The following is a 22,143-nucleotide window of genomic DNA, read 5'->3' on the forward strand; positions in this document are numbered from 1 at the left end:
GGACCCGATCCGCTGATGGATGCGATCCTCATCTCCATCGGCGTGGTGCTCACGATCGGGACCGGCCTCTTCGTGGCGAGCGAGTTCGCGCTCGTCAACCTCGACCGCTCCGAGCTCGAGGCGCGCCGCGCCCGCGGCGAGGGCCGGCTCGAGGGCACGATCAAGGCGCTGCGCCAGACGTCCACGCACCTCTCGAGCGCGCAGCTGGGCATCACGCTCACGACGCTGCTCACCGGCTACACGATGGAGCCGGCGATCTCGCGCCAGCTCACGCCCGTGCTGGTCTCGTGGGGGCTCGACGAGGGCTTCGCGGGGCCCCTCGCGAGCGTGATCGCCATGACGGGGGCCACGGTGCTCTCGATGATCGTCGGCGAGCTCGTGCCCAAGAACTTCGCGCTCGCGCGGCCGCTCGGCACGGCGATCGCCGTCACGCCCTTCCAGCGCGCCTTCACCGCGATCTTCAAGCCCGCCGTGCTGGCGCTCAACGGCTCCGCCAACGGCATCCTGCGCTCCATCGGCCTCGAGCCGAAGGAGGAGCTCTCGGGCGCCCGCACCGCCGAGGAGCTCTCGACGCTCGTGCGGCGCAGCGCCATGGAGGGCGCGCTCGACGCCGGGGCGGCCACGCTGCTGTCGCGCACGCTCCGCTTCTCGGAGCTGAGCGCCGGCGACGTCATGACGCCCCGCCCGCGCGTGCAGGCGATCGAGCGCTCCGAGTCGGTGGCCGACCTCGTCGCCCTCGCGCACGCGACCGGCCTGTCGCGGTTCCCCGTCATCGACGGCGACCTCGACGAGGTGCAGGGCATCGCCCACATCAAGCAGGCGATCGCCGTGCCGCGCGAGCGCCGCGCCGACGTGCCGGTCGCCGCGATCGCCGAGGAGCCGCACCGCGTGCCGGAGTCGCTGCACCTCGACGCGCTGCTGTCGGACCTCAAGGAGCGCGGCTACCAGATGGCGATCATCGTCGACGAGTACGGCGGCACCGCCGGCATCGCGACCCTCGAGGACCTCATCGAGGAGGTCGTCGGCGAGGTCGCCGACGAGCACGACCGACACCTCGTCGAGGTCGTGCAGGGCCCCGGATGGGTCACGTTCCCGGGCTCGCTGCGCCCCGACGAGCTGCTCGAGCGCACGCGCGTCGCCGTGCCGCCCGACGGGCCCTACGAGACGGTCGGCGGCTTCATCATGGCCGAGCTGGGCTCGCTGCCGGTCGTCGGCGACACGGTCGAGATCGAGGGCGGCAGCCTGCGCGTCGAGCGCGTCGACGGCCGCCGCGTCGACCGGGTGAAGTTCACGGCGAGGCCGGAAGCGACCGAGGAGGGGCACCGATGAGCGAGGACTGGCTGGGCATCCTCTGGCTCGTGATCCTGCTGATCGCGAACGCCTTCTTCGTCGGCGCCGAGTTCGCCGTCATCTCGGCGCGGCGCAGCCAGATCGAGCCGCTCGCCGACCGCGGCAACCGCGCCGCGAAGCTCGCGCTGTGGGCGATGGAGCACGTCTCGCTCATGCTGGCGATGTGCCAGCTCGGCATCACGATCTGCTCGCTGCTCATCCTCAACGTCTCCGAGCCGGCGATCCACCACCTGCTCGAGGGGCCGCTCGCCTTCACCGGGCTCGCGCCCGAGGTCGTCTCGGTCGTGGCGTTCGTGATCGCGCTGCTGCTCGTCACGTACCTCCACGTCGTCCTCGGCGAGATGGTGCCGAAGAACGCCGCGTTCTCGGTGCCCGACCGCGCGGTGCTGCTGCTCGCGCCGCCGCTCGTGCTCATCTCGCGCGTGTTCAAGCCCGTCATCTGGGTGATGAACGCGGTCGCGAACGGCATCCTGCGGCTCTTCCGCGTCGAGCCGGTCGACGAGGCGTCCAGCACCTTCACCATCGACGAGGTCGAGACGATCGTCGAGACCTCGAAGCGCGAGGGGCTGCTGTTCGACCCGACGGGCGCCATCTCGCGCACGTTCGAGTTCACCGAGCGCCGGGTGCGCGACGTGGCGCTGCCGCTCGACGAGATCGTCACGCTGCCCGCGGGCGCGACGCCCGGCGACGTCGAGGCGGCGGTGCGCGAGCGCGGCTTCTCGCGCTACGTGATCTCCGACGCCGAGGGCCACCCGACCGGCTACGTGCACATCAAGGACGTGCTGGGGGCCGACGACGTGGAGGCCGACGAGCCAGTGCCGGCCAAGCGCATCCGCCAGCTCGCCTCGATCTACGAGGAGTCGGACGTCGAGGACGCGCTCGCGATCATGCGCTCGACGGGCGCGCACATCGCGCGGTCGTTCGACGCGGAGGGCGCGACGACCGGCCTGCTGTTCCTCGAGGACATCATCGAGGAGCTCGTCGGCGAGGTTCGCGACGCCACGAGGAGGCTCTTCTGACGCGCGACCGGGCGTGGCTGTGGCTCGCGTTCGGGGGCGTGCACGCGCTGCTCGCGATCCTCTCCATCCCGAGCGTCTCGGACGCCTACGGCGACGTGCTGTACGTCTACCCGTCGTGGGTGGAGCGCGGCGAGCAGGGGGAGTGGCTCGGGGTCGACGTGCCGTGGGTGTACCCGCTGCTGGCGTGGGCGCCGATCCTCGTGGCCGACGTGCTGGGCCCGGATGCGCTGCCGCTCGTGTGGATGCTGATGGTGACGGCCCTCGACGCGGTCGCGCTGCGCATGCTGCTCGACGTGCCGCGCGGGCGCACGATGGCGTGGACGTGGCTCGGGCTGCAGCTCGCGCTCGGTCCCGTCGCGCTCGGCCGCATCGACACGGTCGCGGTCGCGGTCTGCATCATCGGCCTCGCGGTGCTGCGCGGGGGCCGTCCGGGCATCGCGGCGGCGGCGTTCACCGTCGCGGCGTGGATGAAGGTGTGGCCCGGCGTGCTCTACCTCGCGATGCTCATCGCGCGGCGGGAGCGGATGCGCGTGCTCGCCGCGGGCGCGCTCGTGTCGGCGGGCGTGCTGGGCGTCGCGCTCCTGCTGGGGTCGGAGCACCCGCTGTCGTTCCTGACGCAGCAGGAGGACCGCGGGCTGCAGATCGAGGCGATCGCGGCGACCCCGTACATGTGGGCCGCGACGGTCGACGAGGCGCTCGTGTTCTTCGACCGCCAGATCTGGACGTTCCAGGTGGGCGGCGACGGCGTGCGCACGGTCTCGGCGCTCGCGACGCCGGTGCTCGTGGCGGTCGTGGTGCTGCTGTGCGCGGTCGGCGCGATCGCGGTGCGTCGCTCGCACGGGCGCGAGGCGATCGTGTGGCTCGCGGTGGCGATGGTCGCTGCGCTCATCGTCACGAACAAGGTCGGCTCGCCGCAGTTCGTGCTGTGGCTCGTCGTGCCCGCGCTGCTGCTCGCCGAGGCGGGCGCGCGCCGGCACTGGCGGGGCGTCGGGGCGATCGCGCTCGTCGCGGTGCTCACCCAGGTGCAGTTCCCCTGGACCTACGACTGGCTCGTGGTCGCGCATCCGGCCGCCGTGCTGCTGCTCACGGTGCGGAACCTCGTGCACGTCGGCATCCTCGTCGGCGCGGTGTGGATGCTGCTGCGGGCCGCGCGGCGCGGGCCGTTCGCCGTCTCAGCCGAGGAGCGTCGCGAGCAGGTCGCCCACGCGGCGGGATTCGATGAGGAAGGCGTCGTGGCCGAAGCCGCTCTCGAGCACGACGGGCTCGGGGCCCGAGACGCTCGTGGGGAGCCCGGCCGCGAGCCGCTGCTGATCGGCGACCGGGAAGAGGCGGTCGCTCGTGATGCCGACGACGAGCGCCGGTGAGGTGACGCGCTCGAGCGCAGCCTCGACGCCGCCGCGGCCGCGCCCGACGTCGTGCGTGCTCATCGCGTCGACGAGCCGCACGTAGGAGCCCGCGTCGAAGCGGCGCGTGAAGCGGTTGCCGTGCACGTCCAGGTACGACTCGACCTGGAAGCGGCCGCCGTGGAGCGGGTCGACGCTCGACTGCCACTCGCGCCGGAAGCGCTCGTTGAGCTCGTGCGGCGAGCGGTAGCCGAGCATCGCCATGCGGCGCGCGAGGGCGAGCCCGCGCGCGGGGCCCGCGTGGCCGGGCAGGTCGTAGAAGTCGCCGCCGAGCCAGCCCGGGTCGGTCGTGACGGCCTCGATCTGCAGCGTGTTCTGGGCGATCTGGTCGGCGCTCGTCGCCGCGTTCGAGGCGAGCAGCGCCGCGCTGTCGACGCGCTCGGGGTGCTCGATCGCCCACTCGAGCGCGTGCATGCCGCCCATCGAGCCGCCGACGACCGCGTGCCAGCGCTCGATGCCGAGCGCGTCGGCGAGGCGGCGCTGCGCCTCCACCTGGTCGCGGATCGTGACGCGCGGGAAGCGGGAGCCCCACTCGACGCCGTCGTGGTCGAGCGAGGCGGGCCCGGTGGAGCCCTGGCAGCCGCCGAGCATGTTGGGGGCGACGACGAAGAACCGGTCGGTGTCGATCGCGAGGCCCGGGCCGACGACGTCCTCCCACCAGCCGGCGGTCGCGTGCCCGGGGCCGGCGGGGCCGCGGACGTGGCTGTCGCCCGTGAGCGCGTGGAGCACGAGCACGGCGTTGCCGCGCCGCTCGTCGAGGCGACCCCACGTCTCGTACGCGAGCACCGCATCCGCCACCGTGCCGCCCGCCTCGACCGCGAGGTCGCCGATGCGGGCGAAGCGCCGGTCGCCGGGGTCGTCGCCGGGCCGCCAGGCGCCCGTGACCGGCACGGGGCGCGCGTCGGTCGCGGCGGCGTGGGTGGATGCGGGGTCGACGAGCCGGGAGGCGGGCACCCTGGCGGCGGGCTGGGCGTCGTCGCTCAGCTGCCAGTCCACGGGTGCCCGCCTCCGCCCGGTCTCAGGCCGCGGCCGCGTCGAGCTCCGCCGCCTTCGCGGCGGCCGCGTCGAGGCCGCGGCCGAGGTCGGCGATGAGGTCGTCGACGTGCTCGATGCCGACCGAGAGGCGCACGAGGCCCGGCGTGACACCGGCGGTGAGCTGCTGCTCGGGCGTCAGCTGCGCGTGGGTCGTCGAGGCGGGGTGGATGACGAGCGAGCGCACGTCGCCGATGTTCGCCAGGTGGCTGAAGAGCTCGAGCGACTCGACGAGCGCCTTGCCCGCCTCGACGCCGCCGGCGAGCTCGAACGACAGCACCGCGCCGGTGCCGCGCGGCGCGATCTGCTGGCCGCGCTCGTGCCACGGGCTCGACGGGAGGCCCGCGTAGTGCACCTGCGTCACCTGCGGGTGCGCCTGCAGGAACTGCGCGACGGCGGTGGCGTTCGCGACGTGGCGGTCGAGGCGCAGCGAGAGCGTCTCGATGCCCTGCAGCAGCTGCCACGCGGTGTCGGGGGAGGAGGATGCGCCGACGTCGCGCAGCAGCGTCACGCGCGCCTTGATGATGTACGCGATCGCGTCGCCGAGCGCCTCGGTGAAGGTGACGCCGTGGTACGACTCGTCGGGCGTCGTGAGGCCCGGGAACTTGTCCGACGCCGACCACGCGAAGCGCCCGCCGTCGACGATGGCGCCGGCGACGACGGAGCCGTGGCCGCCGAGGAACTTCGTCGCCGAGTGCACGACGATGTCGGCGCCGTGCTCGAGCGGGCGGATGAGGTACGGCGTCGCGATCGTGTTGTCGACGATGAGCGGCACCCCGGCGTCGTGCGCGACGCTCGAGACGCCCGCGATGTCGAGCAGGTTGATGCGCGGGTTGCCGATCGTCTCGGCGAACAGCGCCTTGGTGTTGGGGCGGATGGCGCGGCGCCACTCGTCGAGGTCGTCCTGGTCCTCGACGAAGGTCACCTCGACGCCGAGCTTCCGCAGCGTGAAGTGGAAGAGGTTGTAGGTGCCGCCGTAGATCGACGACGACGAGACGATGTGGTCGCCGGCGTTCGCGATGTTGAGGATCGCGTAGGTGGTCGCGGCCTGGCCCGAGGCGAGGAGGAGGGCGGCGCTGCCCCCTTCGAGCGCGGCGATGCGCTGCTCGACGACCTCGTTGGTCGGGTTCATGATGCGCGAGTAGATGTTGCCGAACTCGGCGAGGCCGAACAGGCGGGCGGCGTGGTCGGCGTTGTCGAACACGTAGGAGGTGGTGCGGTAGACGGGCGTGATGCGCGCCTTGGTGGTGGGGTCGGGCTGCGCGCCCGCGTGCACCTGCAGGGTCTCGAACTTCCAGTCGCTCATCGCGGTCTCCTCGGGTGGGCTGGGGCTCAGGTCGTGCTCCAGCGTGCGCCGTCCGGGCGCTGCGCGCCAGGCGGGTGCGACGCGCGGCGTAACACTCGGGCGCGGGCGCGGTCCTGCCGGGCGGGGCCGCCGAGTGGCGCCGGGCGGCCGTCGGATGCTTGCATGGCGGCATGAGCGAGAAGCGGCTGATCATCACGGGGGCGTCGAGCGGCATCGGGGAGGCGGTGGTGCGGCAGTCGGTCGCGCGCGGCTGGACGGTGCTCGCCGTCGCGCGCCGGGCGGAGCGGCTCGAGGCGCTGCGCGCGGAGACCGGCTGCGAGGTGCTCTCGGCCGACCTGACCGACGAGGCCGACATCGAGCGGCTCGCCCACGCGGCTGCCGCGTTCCGCCCCACCGGGCTCGTGCAGGTCGCGGGCGGGGCGAAGGGCGCGGCGCCGCTCGGCGAGACGACGATCGAGGACTGGCGGTGGATGTTCGAGGCGAACGTGATCGGCACGAAGCGCGTCATCGACGCGGTGCTGCCGCTGCTGCGCGCGTCGACGGCCGATGGCGGCTACGCCGAGATCATGGTCGTCACGTCGATCGCGGCGACCGTCGCGTACCAGAACGGCTCCGGCTACAACGCCGCGAAGTCGGCAGAGAAGCAGCTCGTCGACGTGCTGCGGCTGGAGCTGCACGGCGAGCCGATCCGGGTGATGGAGGTCGCGCCCGGGATGGTGTGGACCGAGGAGTTCAGCCTCGTGCGCTTCGGCGGCGACCGGGCGAAGGCCGACGCCGTCTACAAGGACGTGCAGGACCCCCTCTCGGCCGACGACGTCGCCCAGGTGATGACCGACATCCTCGCCCTGCCCGGGCATGTGTCGGTCGACGAGACCATCATCAAGCCGGTCGCGCAGACGCACCCGTGGATGGTGCACAAGGGACCGCTGGTCGCGAAGGCCTGAGCGATCGCCCCGCGCCGTGCGGGGGCCGCGGCTACGGCTGCGGGATGGTGCCGCCGCTGTGCACGAGGCGCACCTCTACGCCGCCGCTGCCGCGGATGACGGGGTTGGTGCCGGCGATCGCGAGCGCGGCATCCTCGTCGGCCGCCTCGATCACGTACACGCCGGCGACCGCCTGGGGTGCGTCGAGGAACGGGCGGTCGGCGACGCCGTCGGGGCGGATCGACTTCGCGAGCGCCCGCGGCGTGAACGCGTAGGCCGCGCGCATGGCGCCGGATGCGGCGAGCTCGTCCCCGTGCCCGTCGGGCTCGGCGAGGTCGGCCTCGGTCGCGTCCAGCGCGTGCGCGGAGTCGTCGGCGTAGATCAGCACTGCGTAGAGCGGCATGCGTCCTCCTCGGGTCGTCGCGGCGTCGGGGTCTCAGGTGTCACCGGGTGGATGCGGCGGGCGCGATCTCGGGCTCGGGCTCGGGGTCGGCGAACGCCAGGCGCGGCACGGCGACGAGTCCCGCGGCTGCGACGAGCGCGGTGACGCCGCACACGATCCAGACGACGATGTAGCCGCCGAGGCTCGCGGCCGTGCCGATCGCGCCGACCGCGAGCACGATCGCGAAGACCGACGACGCGAACGAGCCGCCGATCGTCTTCGTGGTGTTCGTCATGGCCGCCGCGACGCCGGTCTGCCCGCGCGGTGCTGCGGCGGCCGCGGCCGCCGGCAGCGCGCCGACGAGCGCGCCGGAGCCGACGCCGGCGATCGCCATGCAGGCGAAGACCTGCCACACCTCGAGGTGGAAGGGCACGAGCAGCAGGTAGCCGATGCCCACGAGCGCGGCCGCCACGATGAGCAGCAGTCGGGGGCGGATGCGCGTCGACAGCGCCGCGAGGAGGCCTGCGCCGACGATGAGCGAGAGCAGGTAGACGCCGATGAGGATCGAGCGGCCGGAGGCGTCGAGCCCGAGGCCGTAGCCGAGCGACGGGTCGGTGCCGGCGTAGGTGGCGAGCGGCGTCTGCGCGCCGAGCAGGCTGACGCCGACGAGCCCTGCGGTGAGCTGCACGGGCCACATCTCGGGCCGGCGCATGACGCGCAGGTCGATCGCCGGGTCGTCGCGGCCGAGCACCCAGCGGCCGAACGGCAGCAGCAGCGCCACGCCGACGAGCATGACCGCCCAGCCCCACCACGCATCCGCCCCGCCGATCTTGAGGAACGTGAGGCCGGAGGTGATGGTGAGGAGCGAGAGCGCGAGCAGCACGAAGCCGCCGGCGTCGAGGCTGCGGCCCGGGAGCGGCTCGGACTCCGGCACGCCCCAGAGGATCGCGAAGAACGTCAGCGTCACCATGGCAGCGGGCACCATGAGCGTCGGGCTCATCGCCTCGCCGAAGGCGCCCAGCGCGACCGCGGAGCCGAGGGCGCCGAGGATCGCGCCCGCCTGCAGCGCGATGACGAGCAGGCCCGCGGCACGGCGGGTGGTCGAGGCGGCGGCGCCGGTGCGGCGGCCGCGGTCGAAGATGAGGGCGACCTCGAGCGGCAGCCACACGGAGTAGGCGCCCTGGAGCGAGAAGGCGATGAGGTAGCTCCAGAAGTCGCCTGAGAACGCCATCCACCAGCTCGCGGCGGCGGTGATGACGGTCGAGAGGAGCAGCATGCGCTTGTGGCCGTGCATGTCGCCGAGCTTGGCGAGCACGGGCACCATGAGCGCCGACAGCAGCAGCTGCCCGGCCTCGAACCAGTTGACGTCGGCGTCGGTGACCGACAGGTGGCGGGCGATGTCTGGGGTGAGGGTGACGTACCAGCCCTGCAGCACGCCGCTCGTGAGCTCGACGCACACGAGCCAGCCGATGAGCGCGAGGGGCACGGCGCGGGTCGCTGACACGTGAGCATCATGGCACCGGATCGCGGCCGGGCGGCGGCGGCCGGCGCTCGGGCGCGCGCGTCGGCGAGCGGCAGTGCGGCGAGCCGGGATCAGGTCGGCGGCGCTCCGACGTCCGCCCGCTCGCGGAACCAGGGCGGATCGCCGTGCCCGGGCGGTCTGTCGATGTCAGGATGCACGCCCCAGGTCTCGTCTGCCGAGGCCGGGAAGCGGGGGCCCTGCGGCTCGGGTTCGTCGCGGATGACGGCGCCGAGGGGTGTCGTCCACTCGAGCACGCCGTCGGGCAGCTGCCGGACGGTCCATCGGGTTGCGTGCTTGATGGTGTGGTGCCTGCGGCAGAGGTGTGCCAAGTTGTCGATGCTCGTCGGTCCGCCCGAGGCGTGGTCGATCGTGTGGTCGAGGTCGGCGCGGGCGACGGGGTTGCCGCAGCCGGGCCACCGGCAGCGGCCGTCCCGCGCGCGGAGCCAGCGTCGTTGTGCCCGGTTGGGCGTGTAGGTGTCGACGGTGACGGGCAGCCCGGTGACGGGGTGGGTGAAGAGGCGCTCCCAGGTGACGGTGTCTGCGGCGAGCGTGCGCACGGTGGCGGGGTCGACCAGCACGCGGCCGTCGAGCAGCGCGGGGAACCGCAGCTGCGGCTCGTCCGCGTCGTCGGTGTCGCGCAGCAGCTCGGTGGCGGGGATGGTGATCGCGATGGTGGCCGTGAGGGCGTTGGTCGCGTGCAGGTCGTCGGGGGTCTGGCCGGTGAGGAGGAGCTCGCAGAGCGCGTCGGCGCGGAACTGGTCCCAGGTGCGCGGGTCGTCCTTGGGCTTGCCGCGGGCGGCTTGTGTGAGTCGGTCGAAGATGCCGGCGCCGACGATCGCGGGGACGCGGGCGCCGATGTCGACCATCCCGTCGCCGGCGTCGACCATCCACACGTCGCGCCGCTCCATCGCCACCCGGTGCCGCTGCTGCAGCGGCTGCGTGAGCGCCCGGTCGACGATCCGCTTCGACCGGGACCGCAGGCGGGCGGGCGTGGTCGTCTCAGCGATCGCGACGAGCTCCCGCTCGACGCGGGCTCGCTCGGCCGGGTCGGCGTCCACGTCGATGCGCAGCGGGTGGGTCGCCTGCTCGATGACGCGCAGGTGGCCGGCGCTGATGCGGCCGGACTTGTGGGCCTCGTGCGCGGCGGGCAGCTCGGTGACGATCTGCCAGGCGGTGGCCATCCGCTGCTCGGTGCCGCGGTCGGACTGGCGCAGCTCGGCGGCGAGGATCGATGCGGCCTCCTTGAGCGCCGTCACGACTTCCCCGCCCTCGTCGCGGACGCGCTGGAAGCGGCCGGCGAGCAGCTCCCGCTCGCGGGCCTCGAGTCGCGCCCGCTGCGCCTGCAGCGCCTTGATCTGGCCGGTGAACTGCTCCTCGCGGCGCAGCCACGCCGCGCGCTCGGACTCGGCCGGGCCGGGCAGCTCGGGCACGCGCATGCGCCCCTCGACGACCGCTTCGAGCTCGTCGGGCGTGAGCGCGGCGAGCCGCTCGCCCCAGTCGCGGTCGAACGCGGCGAGCTCGTCCTCGAGCTCGGCCGCGGTGCGGCCGTACGGGTCGATCGCGCCGGCGCGGATCGACGCGATGTAGTCCTCCGCGTCGAGGCCCCAGTCGCCGTCCATGCAGGCATGGAACCACGGGGCACTGACATCGCTTCCGCCTGGCCACCGCCCAACCCCGCTGGTCGAGGAGGGCGGTGGAGCCGGCCGTCTCGAGACCACCCCACGCCTGACCGCGGGTGGTCTCGTGACGCGAGCGGGCTGCGCCCGCGCGCTCCTCGACCAAGGGGAGGAGGGGAGCGGGCGGGCGGGCCGCGGAGTGGTCTCGACTCGCGGAGCCGCCTGCGGCGGCGCCGCGGCTCGACCAGCGGAGCGGGAGCGGCGGCCGCGCGGCTCGACCAGCGGGAGGGGAGCGGCGGCCGCGCGGCTCGACCGGCGGGGTGGGAGCGGCGGCGCCGCGGCTCGACCAGCGGGGTGGGGAGCGGGAGCGGGAGCGGCGGCCCCGAGCTGCGAGGCGGCGCGGCGGGAGCACCTCCGCGCCGCCCGTAGACTGGAGGCATGGCCACCCCCCACCCGTTCGCGCTCAGCGTGCGCGACATCGTGCACAAGCCGGGCCGGATGCGCGAGGTCGAGGAGACCGCCCCCTTCGGGGAGAAGGTCGGCGAGGGCCTCGCCGCGGTGCTGCCCGACCAGCCGATCGACCTCGACGTGCGCCTCGAGAGCGTCCACGAGGGCATCCTCGCCACGGGCACGGCCTCCGTCACCGCCCTCGCGACCTGCGCGCGCTGCCTCGTGGAGTTCGACCTGGACGTCGATGTCGACTTCCTCGAGCTCTTCGCGTATGATGGTGCGTCGGAATCCGACTATCTCGTGGTCGACGAAACTGTCGACCTCCTTCCGGTAGTCAGGGACGCGGTCGTGCTGGCGCTGCCGTTCCAGCCGGTCGACCGACCGGACTGCTCAGGGCTCGATCCTGAGACAGGGGAGCGGCTCGAGCCGGGCACCGATCTCGTGCCGGAGGAGACCATCGATCCGCGATGGGCAGCACTCCAGGGATTCGCACAAGACGTAGCCGACGAACCGTCGGATGATGACGCCCACGCGTCGAAGAAGGAGTGAGCAATGGCTGTTCCCAAGAGGAAGATGTCGCGGTCGAACACCCGTGCGCGCCGTTCGCAGTGGAAGGCCGAGGCGCCCAAGCTGGTCAAGACCGTCGAGGGCGGCAAGACCGTCTACAGCCTCCCGCACCGCGCGAAGGTCGTCGAGGACTCGGCCGGCACGCCGCTGTACATGGAGTACAAGGGCCGCAGGGTCGCCGACGTCTGATCCCTCGCGGATCCTTCGTCGCATGACGGACCACGCGGTTCCCGCGGGCCAGCGCCGACTGCTCGAGCAGCTCGGGGTCGACATCGACCCCGAGCTGCTGTCGTTGGCGCTCACGCACCGCTCCTGGGCCTATGAGCACGGCGGCGTGCCGCACAACGAGCGCCTCGAGTTCCTCGGCGACTCGATCCTCGGCCAGGCGATCACGATCGAGCTGTACCGCCGCTTCCCCGACTCGACCGAGGGCGAGCTCGCGAAGCGCCGCGCCGGCGTCGTGTCGACGGTCGCGCTCGCCGAGGTCGCGCGCGCGATCGGGCTCGGCGAGCACATCCTGCTCGGGAAGGGCGAGGCCGCGTCCGGCGGCGCCGGCAAGGCGTCGATCCTCGCCGACACCATGGAGGCGCTCTTCGGCGCCGCGTTCCTGAGCGCCGGCCACCGCGCATCCGCCGACCTCGTGCTGCGCCTCGTCGGCCCGCTGCTCGACGACCCCGGCCGCACGGGCGCCGCGCTCGACCCGAAGACGGCGCTGCAGGAGGTCGCGGCCGCGCTCGGCATGGGCGCGCCCGCCTACGAGCTCGAGGCGACCGGGCCCGACCACGCCCGCACGTTCGCCGCCCGTGTGCGGATCGACGGCGAGGTCGTCGCCGAGGGCACGGGCACGAGCAAGAAGGTCGCCGAGATGGCGGCAGCGCTGGCCGCGCACGGCCGCCTCACCGCCGAAGCGGCGCGGGCCGCCCCGGGCGCCTGACGTGCCGGAGCTGCCCGAGGTCGAGGTCGTGCGCGCGGGCCTCGCGCCCGCCGTCACCGGCGCCCGCGTCGAGGGCGTCGAGGTGCTCGACAGCCGATCGATCGCGCGCCACCCCGGCGACGCCGCCGCCTTCGAGGCGGTCCTCGTCGGCCGCGCGCTCGGCGCCCCCGCGCGGCGCGGCAAGTTCCTGTGGGTGCCGCTGCTCGGCGCCCCTGGGGACAGCCCGGCCGACGGGCCCGACGGCGGCCGGGACCCGGAGACGACGGATGCGCTCCTCGCGCACCTGGGGATGTCCGGCCAGCTGCTCGTGCGGGAGGTCGGCGCACCCGCCGACCGCCACACGCGCATCCGCCTGCTCCTCGACCAGCCGTCGCTGCACGCGGCCGGTCGCGGCGCGCTCGAGGTGCGCTTCGCCGACCAGCGCATCTTCGGCGGGCTCGCCGTGCGCCCGCTCGTCGACGGCGTGCCCGACCAGGCCGCGCACATCGCGCTCGATCCGGTCGACCCCGCCTTCGACGCATCCGCCGTCGCCCGACGGCTCCGCCGCCGCAGGCAGGGCGTGAAGGCGGCGCTGCTCGACCAGACGCTCGTGTCGGGCATCGGCAACATCTACGCCGACGAGGCGCTGTGGCGCAGCCGCCTGCACTACGCGACGCCGGGGGAGCGGCTCACGCAGGCGCGGGCGCTCGCCCTCTTCGCCGACGTGCGCGACGTGCTCGAGCAGGCGCTCGCCGAGGGCGGCACGTCGTTCGACGCGCAGTACGTGAACGTCAACGGCCAGGCCGGCTACTTCGAGCACCGCCTGAACGCCTACGGCCGCGGCGGCCTGCCCTGCCCGCGCTGCGGGGCGACGATGGTGCGCGAGCCGTGGGCCAACCGCTCGTCGACGCGCTGCCCGCGCTGCCAGCGCAGGCCGCGCGGCGTCGGCGCCTGACGGCGCCGGCAGCGCCGGCCGCGCGTAGGCTCGAGGGATGGCCTTCGAAGGATTCACCCCCGACGCGTTCGCCTTCTACCGCGAGCTCGAGGCGCACAACGAGAAGCCGTGGTGGCAGGACAACAAGCCCCGCTACGACGCGGCCGTGCGGGCGCCGTTCGAGGCGCTCGCCGAGGAGCTCGAGCCCATCGCGAGCGCCGTCAAGCTCTACCGGCCGTACCGCGACGTGCGCTTCAGCCACGACAAGACGCCGTACAAGACGCGGCAGGGGCTCTTCGCGCAGCGCGCGCCCGGCATCGGCTGGTTCGTCAACCTCGACGCCTCGGGCGTCTCGCTCGGCGGCGACTTCTTCGGCGACGCGACCTTCACGAAGGCCTACCGCGCGGCCGTGGAGGCGGCGGCGCCCGGCACCGAGCTCGAGCGCATCGTCGCCGACCTCGAGCACGCCGGGTACGACCTCGGCGGCGAGCAGCTGAAGACCGCGCCGCGCGGCGTCGACCCCGCGCACCCGCGCATCGCGCTGCTGCGGCGCAAGTGGCTCACGGCCAGGCGGCAGCTGTCGCCTGCGGACGCCGCGGGCCCGGAGCTGCTCGACGCCCTCTTCGACACGGTCGACGACCTGCAGCCGCTCGTCGGCTGGGCCGCCGCGCACATCGCGCCCAAGCGCTGAGGCGGCGGCGCGTCAGCCCATCAGCCGGCGCGTGATCCGCTCGCGCCAGGGCGTGAACGGCGGGTAGACCATCCGCAGCGTGTCGACCGCTGTCGGCTTCGAGAACACGGGCTTGCGGTGGCTGAACGCCTCGAACGAGTGCCGCCCGTGGTACGCGCCCGAGCCGCTCTCGCCGACGCCGCCGAAGGGGATCGTGCGCGCGCCGTACTGGGCGAGCGCGACGTTGACGCCGACCGCACCCGAGGAGGTCTCGCGCTCGACGCGCCGCACCACGTCGGCGTCGCGGGCGAAGACGTACAGCGCGAGCGGCTTGTCGGCGCCGCGCATCGTCTCGAGGAAGCCGTCGACGCCGTCGACGGGGAGCACAGGCAGGATCGGGCCGAAGATCTCCTCCTGCATCGCCGCCCCCGACTCGTCGACGTCGGTGAGGATCGTCGGCGCGACGTAGCGGGCCTCGGCGTCGACCTCGCCGCCGGTGACGACGGTGCCGTCGGCCAGCATCCCCTGCAGGCGCTCGGCGTGGGCGGCGCTGATGATGCGCGCGTAGTCGGGCGAGGTGCGCGCGTCGCCGAGCTGCTCGGCGGTCGCGCGGCGCAGCTCCTCGACGAGCTCGGCCTCGACCTCGCGGTCGACGCGGATGTGGTCGGGCGCGACGCACGTCTGGCCGGCGTTCAGCCACTTGCTCCAGGCGATCCGCCGGGCCGCCGCCGGGATGTCGGCGGAGCGGTGCACGTAGACGGGGCTCTTGCCGCCGAGCTCGAGCACCGTGGGCGTCAGGTGCTTCGCTGCGGCGGCTGCGACGATCCGCGCGACGCGGCCGTTGCCGGTGTAGAAGATGAGGTCCCAGCGCTGCTCGAGCAGCGCCGTCGTCTCGGGCACGCCGCCCTCCACGACGCGCACCGAGCGCGGGTCGAGGTACTGCGGCACGAGCGTCGCGAGCAGCCGCGACGTCGCCGGGGCGAGCTCGCTCGGCTTGATGACCACGGCGTTGCCGGCGGCGATCGCGCCGATGACGGGGCCGAGCGCGAGCTGCAGCGGGTAGTTCCACGGCGCGATGACGAGCGTCGCGCCGAGCGGCTCGGGCACGATTCGGGCGCTCGCCGGCTGCAGCGCGACCGGCACGGGCACGGGCGTCGCGGCCATCCACCGGCGCAGGCTCCGGCGCGCGTGGCGCGCCTCGGCGATCGTGAAGCCGATCTCGCTCAGGTGCGCCTCGATCGCGCTCTTGCCGAGGTCGTCGCGCAGCGCCGACTCCCACGCGCTCACGTGCTGCACGAGCATCCGCCTGAGCGCGTCGAGCTGCTGCTCGCGGTACGCGCGCGGGCGGGTCAGGCCCCGCACGACCGCCTCGCGCAGCTCGGCGGCGATGCCGGTCGTGGATGCGTCGGGCTGGGCCTTCGGGGCGGCGTCGGTCATGCGCTCATCGTGCCAGGCGTGGCTGTGCCCTCCTCGTCGCCGGCGCGCAGCCGCCGCTGCCAGCCGCCCTCGACCCCGATCGGGGCGAACCCGAGCGCCTCGTTGACGGCGAGCATGGGCCGGTTCTCCTCGGCGTTCCAGGTGATGACGCGGGTGCGGTCGGGGTGGCGGCGGCCGAGCTGCAGCAGGTTCTCGGCCTTCACGAGCATGCCGAGGCGGTGCCCGCGGTGGTCGGCGTGCACGAGCGTGTCCTCCTGGAAGGCCGGCTTGCCGGGCTCCGGCAGCACCAGGATCGTGAACGCGACTGCCTCGCCCGTCGCGCGGTGGAGCGCGGCAGCCTGCAGCGGCGTCTGGCCGGCCTCGGCCATCTCGGCCTCGTAGCGCTGCAGCCGGGCTGCATCCCACGTCTCCTCGTCGACGTCGAGGCCCGCGGCGGGGGCGTCGGTCGCCATGCGGGCGTGCAGGGCAGCCATCGCGTCGCGCAGCTCCGGCGACGTCGAGCCCTCCCACGAGCGCACCTCGTAGGCCTCGCCCGCGTGCGCCGACGCATCCGCCCGGTGCCGCTCGAGCTCGTGCCGGGCCCGCTCGACGTCGAGCTCGGAGATGCGCTCGACCTGCTCGAGGCGGTAGCCGAGGGAGGTGAGCAGGTGGGCGGGCGCGTCGGCCGCGATCGCGCCGTGCCCGCTCTCGGGCGCGAGGCCCGCGTCGCCCTCGGCGGGCGGCCGGTGGTCGACCCACACCTGCAGGCTCGTGGCGCCGAGCTCGGCGCCGACCCGCTCGAGTCGCTCCATGAGCGCCCGCCCGATGCCGCGGCCGCGCGCCTCGGGCACGACCCACGCCGAGAGGTACGCGGCTCGCGCGCCCTCCTCGCGGCCGATCGCGGCGACGCAGCGGGCCACGTCGACGCCGTCCTCGACGATGAGGAACCGGCGCGAGATCGAGTCCTCGTCGTGGCGCAGCTTCGCAACCAGCTCGTCGACGGTCGTGTCGAACGCCTCGTCGCCCCAGAAGTGCTGCGTGACGCGGTTGGCGGTGTCGGCGTAGCGCGCGACGAGCGCTAGCGCCGGCTCGTCGAAGTCGTCGGCGGGTCGCTGCAGCTCGATCCACTCGAGCTCGCGGTGGCCGGTCACGGCTGCGGCTCCTTCCACTGCCACTGCGCCTCGTAGGCGACGGGCAGGAACCCGGATGCCTCGTTCACGGCGAGCATCGGACGGTTCTCCTCGGCGTTCCAGGTCACGACCCGCACGAGGTCGGGCCGCAGCTCGCGCAGCCGCAGCAGGTTGTCGAGCTTCATGAGCATGCCGAGGCCGTGGCCGCGGTGCGGGGTCGTGACGAGCGTGTCGTGCTGCCGCGCGGTCGCGCCGCTCGTGGGCAGGATGAGCGTCGTGAAGCCGACGAGCTCGCCCGTCGCGCGCTCGCGGGCGGCGACGGTCAGGAGCGTGCGCCCGCCCTCCTGCTTCGACTGCTCGAACGCCGCGAGCCGCTCGTCGTCCCACGTCTCCGGCTCCAGGGCGAGCCCGGCGACCGGGGCATCGATCGACATGCGCTCGTGCAGCGCGCGCATGCTCTCGCGGTGCTCGGCAGGCGTCTCGCCCTGCCAGCGCACGAGCTCGTACGCGCTCGCCCGTGCGAGCGCCGCCGCGTGCCGCTCGTCGAGGTCGGGGAGCGCCGCGAGCTCGGCGACCGAGACCCGGTAGACCTGCTCGAGCTCGTAGCCGCGCGCGACGAGCGGCGCCGTGCCGGGCTCCGCCGGGTCGCCGGCGCCGAAGCCGGTCCTCGCCGTCACGGGGCCGGTCGCCGCGCCGATCGCCGACACCACGATCGTCGTGCGGCCGTCGCGGGCCGCCTCCTCGTGCGCGCGGGCGACGAGCGCCTCCGCCACCTCGCGCTGCGCGTCGAGCGGCAGCCGGGGCTCGGGCTCGACGGTCACCTCGGTCATGTCGACCGAGTCGAGCAGCCGCGCGTACATCGTGAGGACCCCGACGAGGTCGTCGCCGTCCCAGGCCAGCAGGCGGTCGACGCGGCCGTCGTGGGTGGGCCGCAGCGACGCGAGGTGCTCGACGGGCGTGTTCACGTAGACGCCCTCGGTGTAGCGGAGCACGTTGCTGCGCTCGTTGAACTCGTGCGAGCGACGAAGCGCGTCGCCGGCCTCGCCGGGCTCGTCGGGGCTCGCGGGCAGCGGGAAGGGGCGGATGTCGATCTGCATGGGGTTCCGCCGCTCGCACCGGCACCGTGCCGGCGGGCAGCCTTGCAGACTAGCCGCGCGCGCGCCTGGCGCGCAACGGGCCGCCGCGCGGCTACGGTGGCCTGAGCACGACCCGGGAGCCGCATGCACCTCAAGACCCTCACCGTCAAGGGCTTCAAGTCGTTCGCGCGCCCCACGACCTTCCAGTTCGAGCCGGGCGTCACGTGCGTCGTCGGCCCCAACGGCTCCGGCAAGTCCAACGTCGTCGACGCGCTCGCGTGGGTGATGGGCGAGCAGGGGGCGAAGACGCTCCGCGGCGGCAAGATGGAGGACGTCATCTTCGCCGGCACCGCGACCTCGGGCCCGCTGGGCCGCGCGCACGTCGAGCTCGTGATCGACAACGCCGACGGCGCGCTGCCGATCGAGTACGCCGAGGTGCAGATCTCGCGCACCCTGTTCCGCAACGGCGGGAGCGAGTACGCGATCAACGGCGAGTCGTGCCGGCTGCTCGACGTGCAGGAGCTGCTGAGCGACTCCGGCCTCGGCCGCGAGATGCACGTCATCGTCGGCCAGGGCCAGCTCGACAACGTGCTGCAGGCGACGCCGGCCGACCGCCGCGGCTACATCGAGGAGGCCGCCGGCATCCTCAAGCACCGCCGCCGCAAGGAGAAGACGCTCCGCAAGCTCGACGCGATGCAGGCCAACCTCACGCGCCTGCAGGACCTCGCTGGCGAGATCCGGCGGCAGCTGAAGCCGCTCGGCCAGCAGGCCGAGATCGCCAAGGAGGCGGCGACCATCCAGGCGACGGTGCGCGACGCGCGCGCCCGGCTCATCGCCGACGAGGTGCTGGGCCTGCGCGCCCAGCTCGAGTCGGCCGCCCGCTCCGAGTCGGAGCGGAAGTCCGAGCGCATCGTGCTGCAGGAGCAGCTCGAGCAGGCGCGGCTGCGCGCCGGCCGGATCGAGGAGTCGATGGTCGGCGACGACGTCGACCGCGCCCGCACCGTCGCGCACGGCCTCGAGCGCGAGCTCTCGCGCCTGCAGTCGCTGCACGCGCTCGCCGGCCAGCGCCTCGCGCTGCTCGAGGAGGCGCCCGACCTCGGCGACGCCGCACCGCTCGTGACGCCCGACATGGTGCAGGCCGCGCGCGACGAGGCGGCCGCGCTCGGCGACCGGGTGGCGGATGCGGAGGGCCGGCTCGGCAAGGCTGCCGCCGCGACCGCCCTCGCCCGCGCCGAGCTCGACTCGCTCGACGAGGAGATCGCCGCGCAGGCCGCGCTCGTGTCGAAGCACGACCTGGAGGCCGCGGGCCACCGCTCGAAGGTCGAGGTCGCGCAGTCGACGCTCGCCGCCCGGGAGGCGGAGGTCGCGCGCCGCGAGACCGCGCTCGCGAACGCCCGGCAGCGGCTCGCCGAGGCGACCGAGGCCGCGGGCGCGCTGGGCGACGAGCAGGAGGCGGGCGACGCGGAGTCGCTCGCGGGCGCCTACCGCGACGCCGACGAGGCGCAGGCCGCCCTCTCGGCGGCGCTCGACGAGCGGCGCGATGCGCTGCACGCGGTCGAGCGCGAGCGCGACGCCCTGGCCGCCCGCACGTCGGCCCTGACGTCCGCGCTCGAGACGGGCAACGCATCCGCCGGCCTGCTCGACGCCGGCATCGCCGGCGTCACCGGGCTCGTCGCCGAGCGCGTGAAGGTGCGCAAGGGCTTCGAGGCCGCCATCGCGGCGGCGCTCGGCACGCTCGGCGAGGCCGTGCTGGCCGAGACGCGCGATGCCGCGGCCGCGGCGATCGAGCACGCGCACGACGCGGGCCTCGGCCGCATCGAGGCGGTCGTCGGCGACGCCGTGCCGATGCGCCCCGACGTGCCCGAGGTCGAGGGCGCCGTGCACGCGCCGACGGCGGTGGATGCGCCGGCCGGGGTGCTCGGCGTGCTCGCGTTCACGTTCGTGGTCGACACGATCGAGGCCGCGCGCGACGCCGGGCCCCGCATCGCGGCGCTCGAGCTCGGCGCGCCGGTGACGATCGTCACGCGGCGCGGCGACTACGTGAGCGAGTACCTCATGCGCGGCGGCTCCGACGACGCGCAGTCGCGGCTCGAGCTGCTCGCCGAGCGCGACGCCGCCATCGAGCGGCTCGACGAGCTCCGGGACGCGATCGAGCGCGAGGCGGGCGCGCTCGAGGACGCCCGCCAGGCCCACCAGCAGGCGAAGCGCGCGGCAGCCGAGGCGCTCGAGACGCTCCGCGCCCACGATGCGGCGTCGGCGGCGAGGGGCGAGCAGCGCAGCCGCGCTCGCGCGCGCCTCGAGGCGGCCACGGGCGAGCACGACCGCGCGGCCGCGGCGCTCGCGGAGGCGCGCGGCGGCATCGACGAGGCCCGGCGGGCCGTCGAGGCGGCCGAGCTCGCCCTCGAGCGCTTCCAGGACAAGCCCCGCCCGATGCTCGACGCATCCGCCCGCGACGGGCTGCTCGCCGAGCTCGAGGCGGCGCGGGGCGCCGAGACCGACCTGCGCGTCGAGCTCGAGACCGCGCGCGAGCGCGTGCGGGCCGAGCTCGCGCGCGCGGCAGCGCTCGAGCGCGACGTCGAGGCGCAGCGCGCCCGCGCCGAGGAGGCCGCGCGACGCGCGGTGCTGCGCGAGCGGCAGCGGGAGCAGGCGTCGCGCGTGCTCGCGGCGATCCCGCCGGTGCTCGGCGTGGCCGAGCGCTCGGTGCAGGAGGCGCGCGCGGTGCTCGCCGAGCGCGAGGCCGCCCGACGCGACCGCAACGAGGAGCTCGGGCGGCTGCGGCGCGACGAGGCAGTGCTGCGCGAGCGGCTGCAGGAGCTCACCGAGCACGTGCACGTCGCCGAGATGGAGACGTACGAGCAGCGGCTGCACCTGTCGAACCTGCTCGAGCGCGCCGGCAGCGAGCTGGGGCTCGAGGAGGCCGTGCTCGTCGCCGAGCACGCGCCCGAGGAGGGCTGGGACCGCAAGGCCGAGCAGGCGCGGCTGCAGGACGCCGAGCGCAAGCTCGCACGGCTCGGCCGCGTCAACCCGCTCGCGCTCGAGGAGTTCGCGGCGCTCGAGCAGCGCCACACGTTCCTCACCGAGCAGCTCTCCGACCTCGCGAAGACCCGCAAGGACCTCGAGCAGATCATCGCCGACCTCGACGTGACGATGGAGTCGATCTTCGCGGCGGCCTTCGAGGACACGAAGGCGGCGTTCACCGAGGTGTTCCCGATCCTGTTCCCTGGCGGCTCCGGCGCGCTCGCGCTCACCGACCCCGACGACCTGCTGAACACCGGCGTCGAGGTGACGGTGCGGCCCGCTGGCAAGAAGATCGACCGCATCTCGCTGCTCTCGGGCGGCGAGCGGTCGCTCGCGGCCGTGGCGCTCATGGTGGCGATCTTCAAGGCGCGGCCGAGCCCGTTCTACATCATGGACGAGGTCGAGGCGGCGCTCGACGACGCCAACCTGGGGCGCCTGCTGACGGTCTTCGAGCAGCTGCGCGAGAGCTCGCAGCTGATCATCATCACGCACCAGAAGCGCACGATGGAGATCGCGGATGCGCTCTACGGCGTCTCGATGCGGCAGGACGGCGTCTCGGCGGTCGTCGGGCAGCGCACGACGCGCGAGCGCGAGCCCGTCGACGCGTAGCCCCCTCGCCCCCGCTGGTCGAGCCTCCCCTCCGCTGGTCGAGCCGTCGGCCGAAGGCCGACGAGTCGAGACCACCGCAGCGGATGCCCCCCTCCGCTGGTCGAGCCGTCGGCCGCAGGCCGACGAGTCGAGACCACTCGCCGGGGGAGATCACCCGGGCGATCGCCCGCTCACTCCCGCGCCCTCCGCCCGCCCCGCACGTGCGCGAGCCGCGAGATCTCAGCGAAATCGCCGCGGATCAGCGCTTCCCGCTTCGCCCTGCTCCAGCCCTGGATCCGCTTCTCCATCGCGAACGCGTCGGCGATGCTCTCGAGGCCCTCGCACCAGACCAGCTCCACCGGCAGGCGGTGCCGGGTGTACTGCGCCCCGAGACCGCGCCGGTGGAGATCGAGGCGCTCATCGAGATCGCGCGTGCTGCCGACGTAGTAGCTGCCGTCGCGGCAGCGGAGCATGTACACCCATCCCATGCGCTTGAGGCTGGCAGGTGGATGCGTGGGGCGGTGCGGGCGGTGCGGGTGCCTGTGGAGGGTGAGTCGGCGCGCCGGTAGCAGCGCGACCGATGGTCTCGACTCGCCGGCCTGCGGCCGGCGGCTCGACCAGCGGGAGGTGAGGCGCGGCGGGTGGTCTCGACTCGCCGGCCTGCGGCCGGCGGCTCGACCAGCGGAGGTGGAGTGGAGCCGGCGGCTCGACCAGCGGAGGTGGAGTGGAGCTGGCGGCTCGACCGGCTGAGGTGGTCTCTCTAATGGTGGATGCCGGTCTGTGACTGGTGCAGGCTGGCGGCGGTGATTGCCGGGCGTGGCTCTTCTG

The 22,143-nt window shown here is 74.2% G+C and carries 18 protein-coding genes and 1 pseudogene; 10 read left to right on the plus strand and 9 right to left on the minus strand.

The annotated features are described in order from the left end of the window. Positions 1-15 precede the first annotated feature (15 nt). The 3 genes and pseudogenes from AC1RNL_RS12150 to AC1RNL_RS12160 all read left to right on the plus strand — a co-directional run. Entirely contained in the window at positions 16-1,329 is a 1,314-nt protein-coding gene (locus tag AC1RNL_RS12150) for a hemolysin family protein (protein WP_492935375.1), read from the plus strand. Next, positions 1,326-2,369, plus strand: a complete 1,044-nt coding sequence (locus AC1RNL_RS12155; protein ID WP_492935376.1) for a hemolysin family protein — start codon at positions 1,326-1,328, stop codon at positions 2,367-2,369. The genes AC1RNL_RS12150 and AC1RNL_RS12155 overlap by 4 nt, the downstream gene beginning before the upstream one ends. Before the next feature lie 167 nt (positions 2,370-2,536). Further along, positions 2,537-3,247 (plus strand): annotated as a pseudogene (locus AC1RNL_RS12160) (glycosyltransferase 87 family protein); the annotation flags it as partial. A 294-nt stretch (positions 3,248-3,541) separates the two neighbouring features. Here AC1RNL_RS12160 and metX read toward each other — a convergent pair. Together metX and AC1RNL_RS12170 are read right to left on the minus strand one after the other, a co-directional pair. Then, positions 3,542-4,768, minus strand: coding sequence for a homoserine O-acetyltransferase MetX (metX, locus tag AC1RNL_RS12165; protein WP_492935377.1), 1,227 nt, complete (start codon positions 4,766-4,768; stop codon positions 3,542-3,544). A gap of 22 nt (positions 4,769-4,790) precedes the next feature. Further along, on the minus strand, positions 4,791-6,110 hold the full coding sequence (locus AC1RNL_RS12170; RefSeq protein WP_492935378.1) for a bifunctional o-acetylhomoserine/o-acetylserine sulfhydrylase: 1,320 nt from the start codon (positions 6,108-6,110) through the stop codon (positions 4,791-4,793). Positions 6,111-6,280: 170 nt separating this feature from the next. On the opposite strand from AC1RNL_RS12170, the gene AC1RNL_RS12175 reads away from it, so the two are divergent. Continuing rightward, the gene (locus AC1RNL_RS12175; protein ID WP_400529875.1) at positions 6,281-7,054 is read left to right on the plus strand and encodes an SDR family NAD(P)-dependent oxidoreductase; all 774 of its coding nucleotides are present in this window, start codon (positions 6,281-6,283) and stop codon (positions 7,052-7,054) included. A gap of 31 nt (positions 7,055-7,085) precedes the next feature. Here AC1RNL_RS12175 and AC1RNL_RS12180 read toward each other — a convergent pair whose 3' ends face one another. From AC1RNL_RS12180 to AC1RNL_RS12190, 3 genes are all read right to left on the minus strand, one after another. Next, positions 7,086-7,436, minus strand: a complete 351-nt coding sequence (locus AC1RNL_RS12180; RefSeq protein WP_492935379.1) for a YciI family protein — start codon at positions 7,434-7,436, stop codon at positions 7,086-7,088. A gap of 40 nt (positions 7,437-7,476) precedes the next feature. Then, positions 7,477-8,919 carry an MFS transporter gene (locus tag AC1RNL_RS12185; RefSeq protein ID WP_492935380.1) on the minus strand — a complete coding sequence of 481 codons (1,443 nt, stop codon included), beginning with the start codon at positions 8,917-8,919 and terminating at the stop codon, positions 7,477-7,479. Positions 8,920-9,008: 89 nt separating this feature from the next. Beyond that, positions 9,009-10,556 carry an HNH endonuclease signature motif containing protein gene (locus AC1RNL_RS12190; protein ID WP_492935381.1) on the minus strand — a complete coding sequence of 516 codons (1,548 nt, stop codon included), beginning with the start codon at positions 10,554-10,556 and terminating at the stop codon, positions 9,009-9,011. A gap of 465 nt (positions 10,557-11,021) precedes the next feature. Between AC1RNL_RS12190 and AC1RNL_RS12195 the strand changes: the two genes are divergently transcribed. The 5 genes from AC1RNL_RS12195 to AC1RNL_RS12215 are packed head-to-tail and all read left to right on the plus strand — an operon-like array spanning position 11,022 to position 14,108. Beyond that, positions 11,022-11,552 carry a YceD family protein gene (locus AC1RNL_RS12195; RefSeq protein ID WP_492935382.1) on the plus strand — a complete coding sequence of 177 codons (531 nt, stop codon included), beginning with the start codon at positions 11,022-11,024 and terminating at the stop codon, positions 11,550-11,552. A gap of 3 nt (positions 11,553-11,555) precedes the next feature. Further along, entirely contained in the window at positions 11,556-11,759 is a 204-nt protein-coding gene (gene rpmF / locus AC1RNL_RS12200) for a 50S ribosomal protein L32 (protein WP_128190241.1), read from the plus strand. Between the two features lie 22 nt (positions 11,760-11,781). Next, positions 11,782-12,504, plus strand: a complete 723-nt coding sequence (gene rnc, locus AC1RNL_RS12205) for a ribonuclease III (protein WP_492935383.1) — start codon at positions 11,782-11,784, stop codon at positions 12,502-12,504. A gap of 1 nt (position 12,505) precedes the next feature. Then, positions 12,506-13,438: a bifunctional DNA-formamidopyrimidine glycosylase/DNA-(apurinic or apyrimidinic site) lyase gene (gene mutM / locus AC1RNL_RS12210; RefSeq protein ID WP_492935384.1), complete on the plus strand. Its 933-nt coding sequence runs from the start codon at positions 12,506-12,508 to the stop codon at positions 13,436-13,438. 37 nt (positions 13,439-13,475) lie between these two features. After that, entirely contained in the window at positions 13,476-14,108 is a 633-nt protein-coding gene (locus AC1RNL_RS12215) for a DUF2461 domain-containing protein (RefSeq protein WP_492935385.1), read from the plus strand. Positions 14,109-14,120: 12 nt separating this feature from the next. Here the strand turns inward: AC1RNL_RS12215 and AC1RNL_RS12220 are convergent, their stop codons facing one another. Genes AC1RNL_RS12220 through AC1RNL_RS12230 form a run of 3 tightly spaced genes read right to left on the minus strand, consistent with a single transcriptional unit; the run spans position 14,121 to position 17,730 of the window. Continuing rightward, positions 14,121-15,524, minus strand: a complete 1,404-nt coding sequence (locus AC1RNL_RS12220; RefSeq protein WP_492935386.1) for an aldehyde dehydrogenase family protein — start codon at positions 15,522-15,524, stop codon at positions 14,121-14,123. Continuing rightward, the gene (locus tag AC1RNL_RS12225; protein WP_492935387.1) at positions 15,521-16,654 is read right to left on the minus strand and encodes a GNAT family N-acetyltransferase; all 1,134 of its coding nucleotides are present in this window, start codon (positions 16,652-16,654) and stop codon (positions 15,521-15,523) included. The genes AC1RNL_RS12220 and AC1RNL_RS12225 overlap by 4 nt, the downstream gene beginning before the upstream one ends. Beyond that, positions 16,651-17,730: a GNAT family N-acetyltransferase gene (locus tag AC1RNL_RS12230; protein ID WP_492935388.1), complete on the minus strand. Its 1,080-nt coding sequence runs from the start codon at positions 17,728-17,730 to the stop codon at positions 16,651-16,653. The genes AC1RNL_RS12225 and AC1RNL_RS12230 overlap by 4 nt, the downstream gene beginning before the upstream one ends. 123 nt (positions 17,731-17,853) lie before the next feature. On the opposite strand from AC1RNL_RS12230, the gene smc reads away from it, so the two are divergent. Next, entirely contained in the window at positions 17,854-21,336 is a 3,483-nt protein-coding gene (gene smc, locus AC1RNL_RS12235) for a chromosome segregation protein SMC (RefSeq protein ID WP_492935389.1), read from the plus strand. A gap of 170 nt (positions 21,337-21,506) precedes the next feature. Here smc and AC1RNL_RS12240 read toward each other — a convergent pair whose 3' ends face one another. Further along, positions 21,507-21,803: a GIY-YIG nuclease family protein gene (locus AC1RNL_RS12240; RefSeq protein ID WP_128190247.1), complete on the minus strand. Its 297-nt coding sequence runs from the start codon at positions 21,801-21,803 to the stop codon at positions 21,507-21,509. Between the last annotated feature and the right edge of the window lie 340 nt (positions 21,804-22,143).

Source organism: Agrococcus sp. GW821-FHT14H11, assembly GCF_058803545.1.

Coding starts and splice junctions, on each gene's coding strand:
- AC1RNL_RS12150 (WP_492935375.1), top strand. CDS start 16: ATGGATGCGATCCTCATCTCCATCGGCGTGGTGCTCACGATCGGGACC.
- AC1RNL_RS12155 (WP_492935376.1), top strand. CDS start 1,326: ATGAGCGAGGACTGGCTGGGCATCCTCTGGCTCGTGATCCTGCTGATC.
- AC1RNL_RS12170 (WP_492935378.1), bottom strand. CDS start 6,110: ATGAGCGACTGGAAGTTCGAGACCCTGCAGGTGCACGCGGGCGCGCAG.
- AC1RNL_RS12175 (WP_400529875.1), top strand. CDS start 6,281: ATGAGCGAGAAGCGGCTGATCATCACGGGGGCGTCGAGCGGCATCGGG.
- AC1RNL_RS12180 (WP_492935379.1), bottom strand. CDS start 7,436: ATGCCGCTCTACGCAGTGCTGATCTACGCCGACGACTCCGCGCACGCG.
- AC1RNL_RS12190 (WP_492935381.1), bottom strand. CDS start 10,556: ATGGACGGCGACTGGGGCCTCGACGCGGAGGACTACATCGCGTCGATC.
- rpmF (WP_128190241.1), top strand. CDS start 11,556: ATGGCTGTTCCCAAGAGGAAGATGTCGCGGTCGAACACCCGTGCGCGC.
- rnc (WP_492935383.1), top strand. CDS start 11,782: ATGACGGACCACGCGGTTCCCGCGGGCCAGCGCCGACTGCTCGAGCAG.
- AC1RNL_RS12215 (WP_492935385.1), top strand. CDS start 13,476: ATGGCCTTCGAAGGATTCACCCCCGACGCGTTCGCCTTCTACCGCGAG.
- AC1RNL_RS12220 (WP_492935386.1), bottom strand. CDS start 15,524: ATGACCGACGCCGCCCCGAAGGCCCAGCCCGACGCATCCACGACCGGC.
- AC1RNL_RS12230 (WP_492935388.1), bottom strand. CDS start 17,730: ATGCAGATCGACATCCGCCCCTTCCCGCTGCCCGCGAGCCCCGACGAG.
- smc (WP_492935389.1), top strand. CDS start 17,854: ATGCACCTCAAGACCCTCACCGTCAAGGGCTTCAAGTCGTTCGCGCGC.
- AC1RNL_RS12240 (WP_128190247.1), bottom strand. CDS start 21,803: ATGGGATGGGTGTACATGCTCCGCTGCCGCGACGGCAGCTACTACGTC.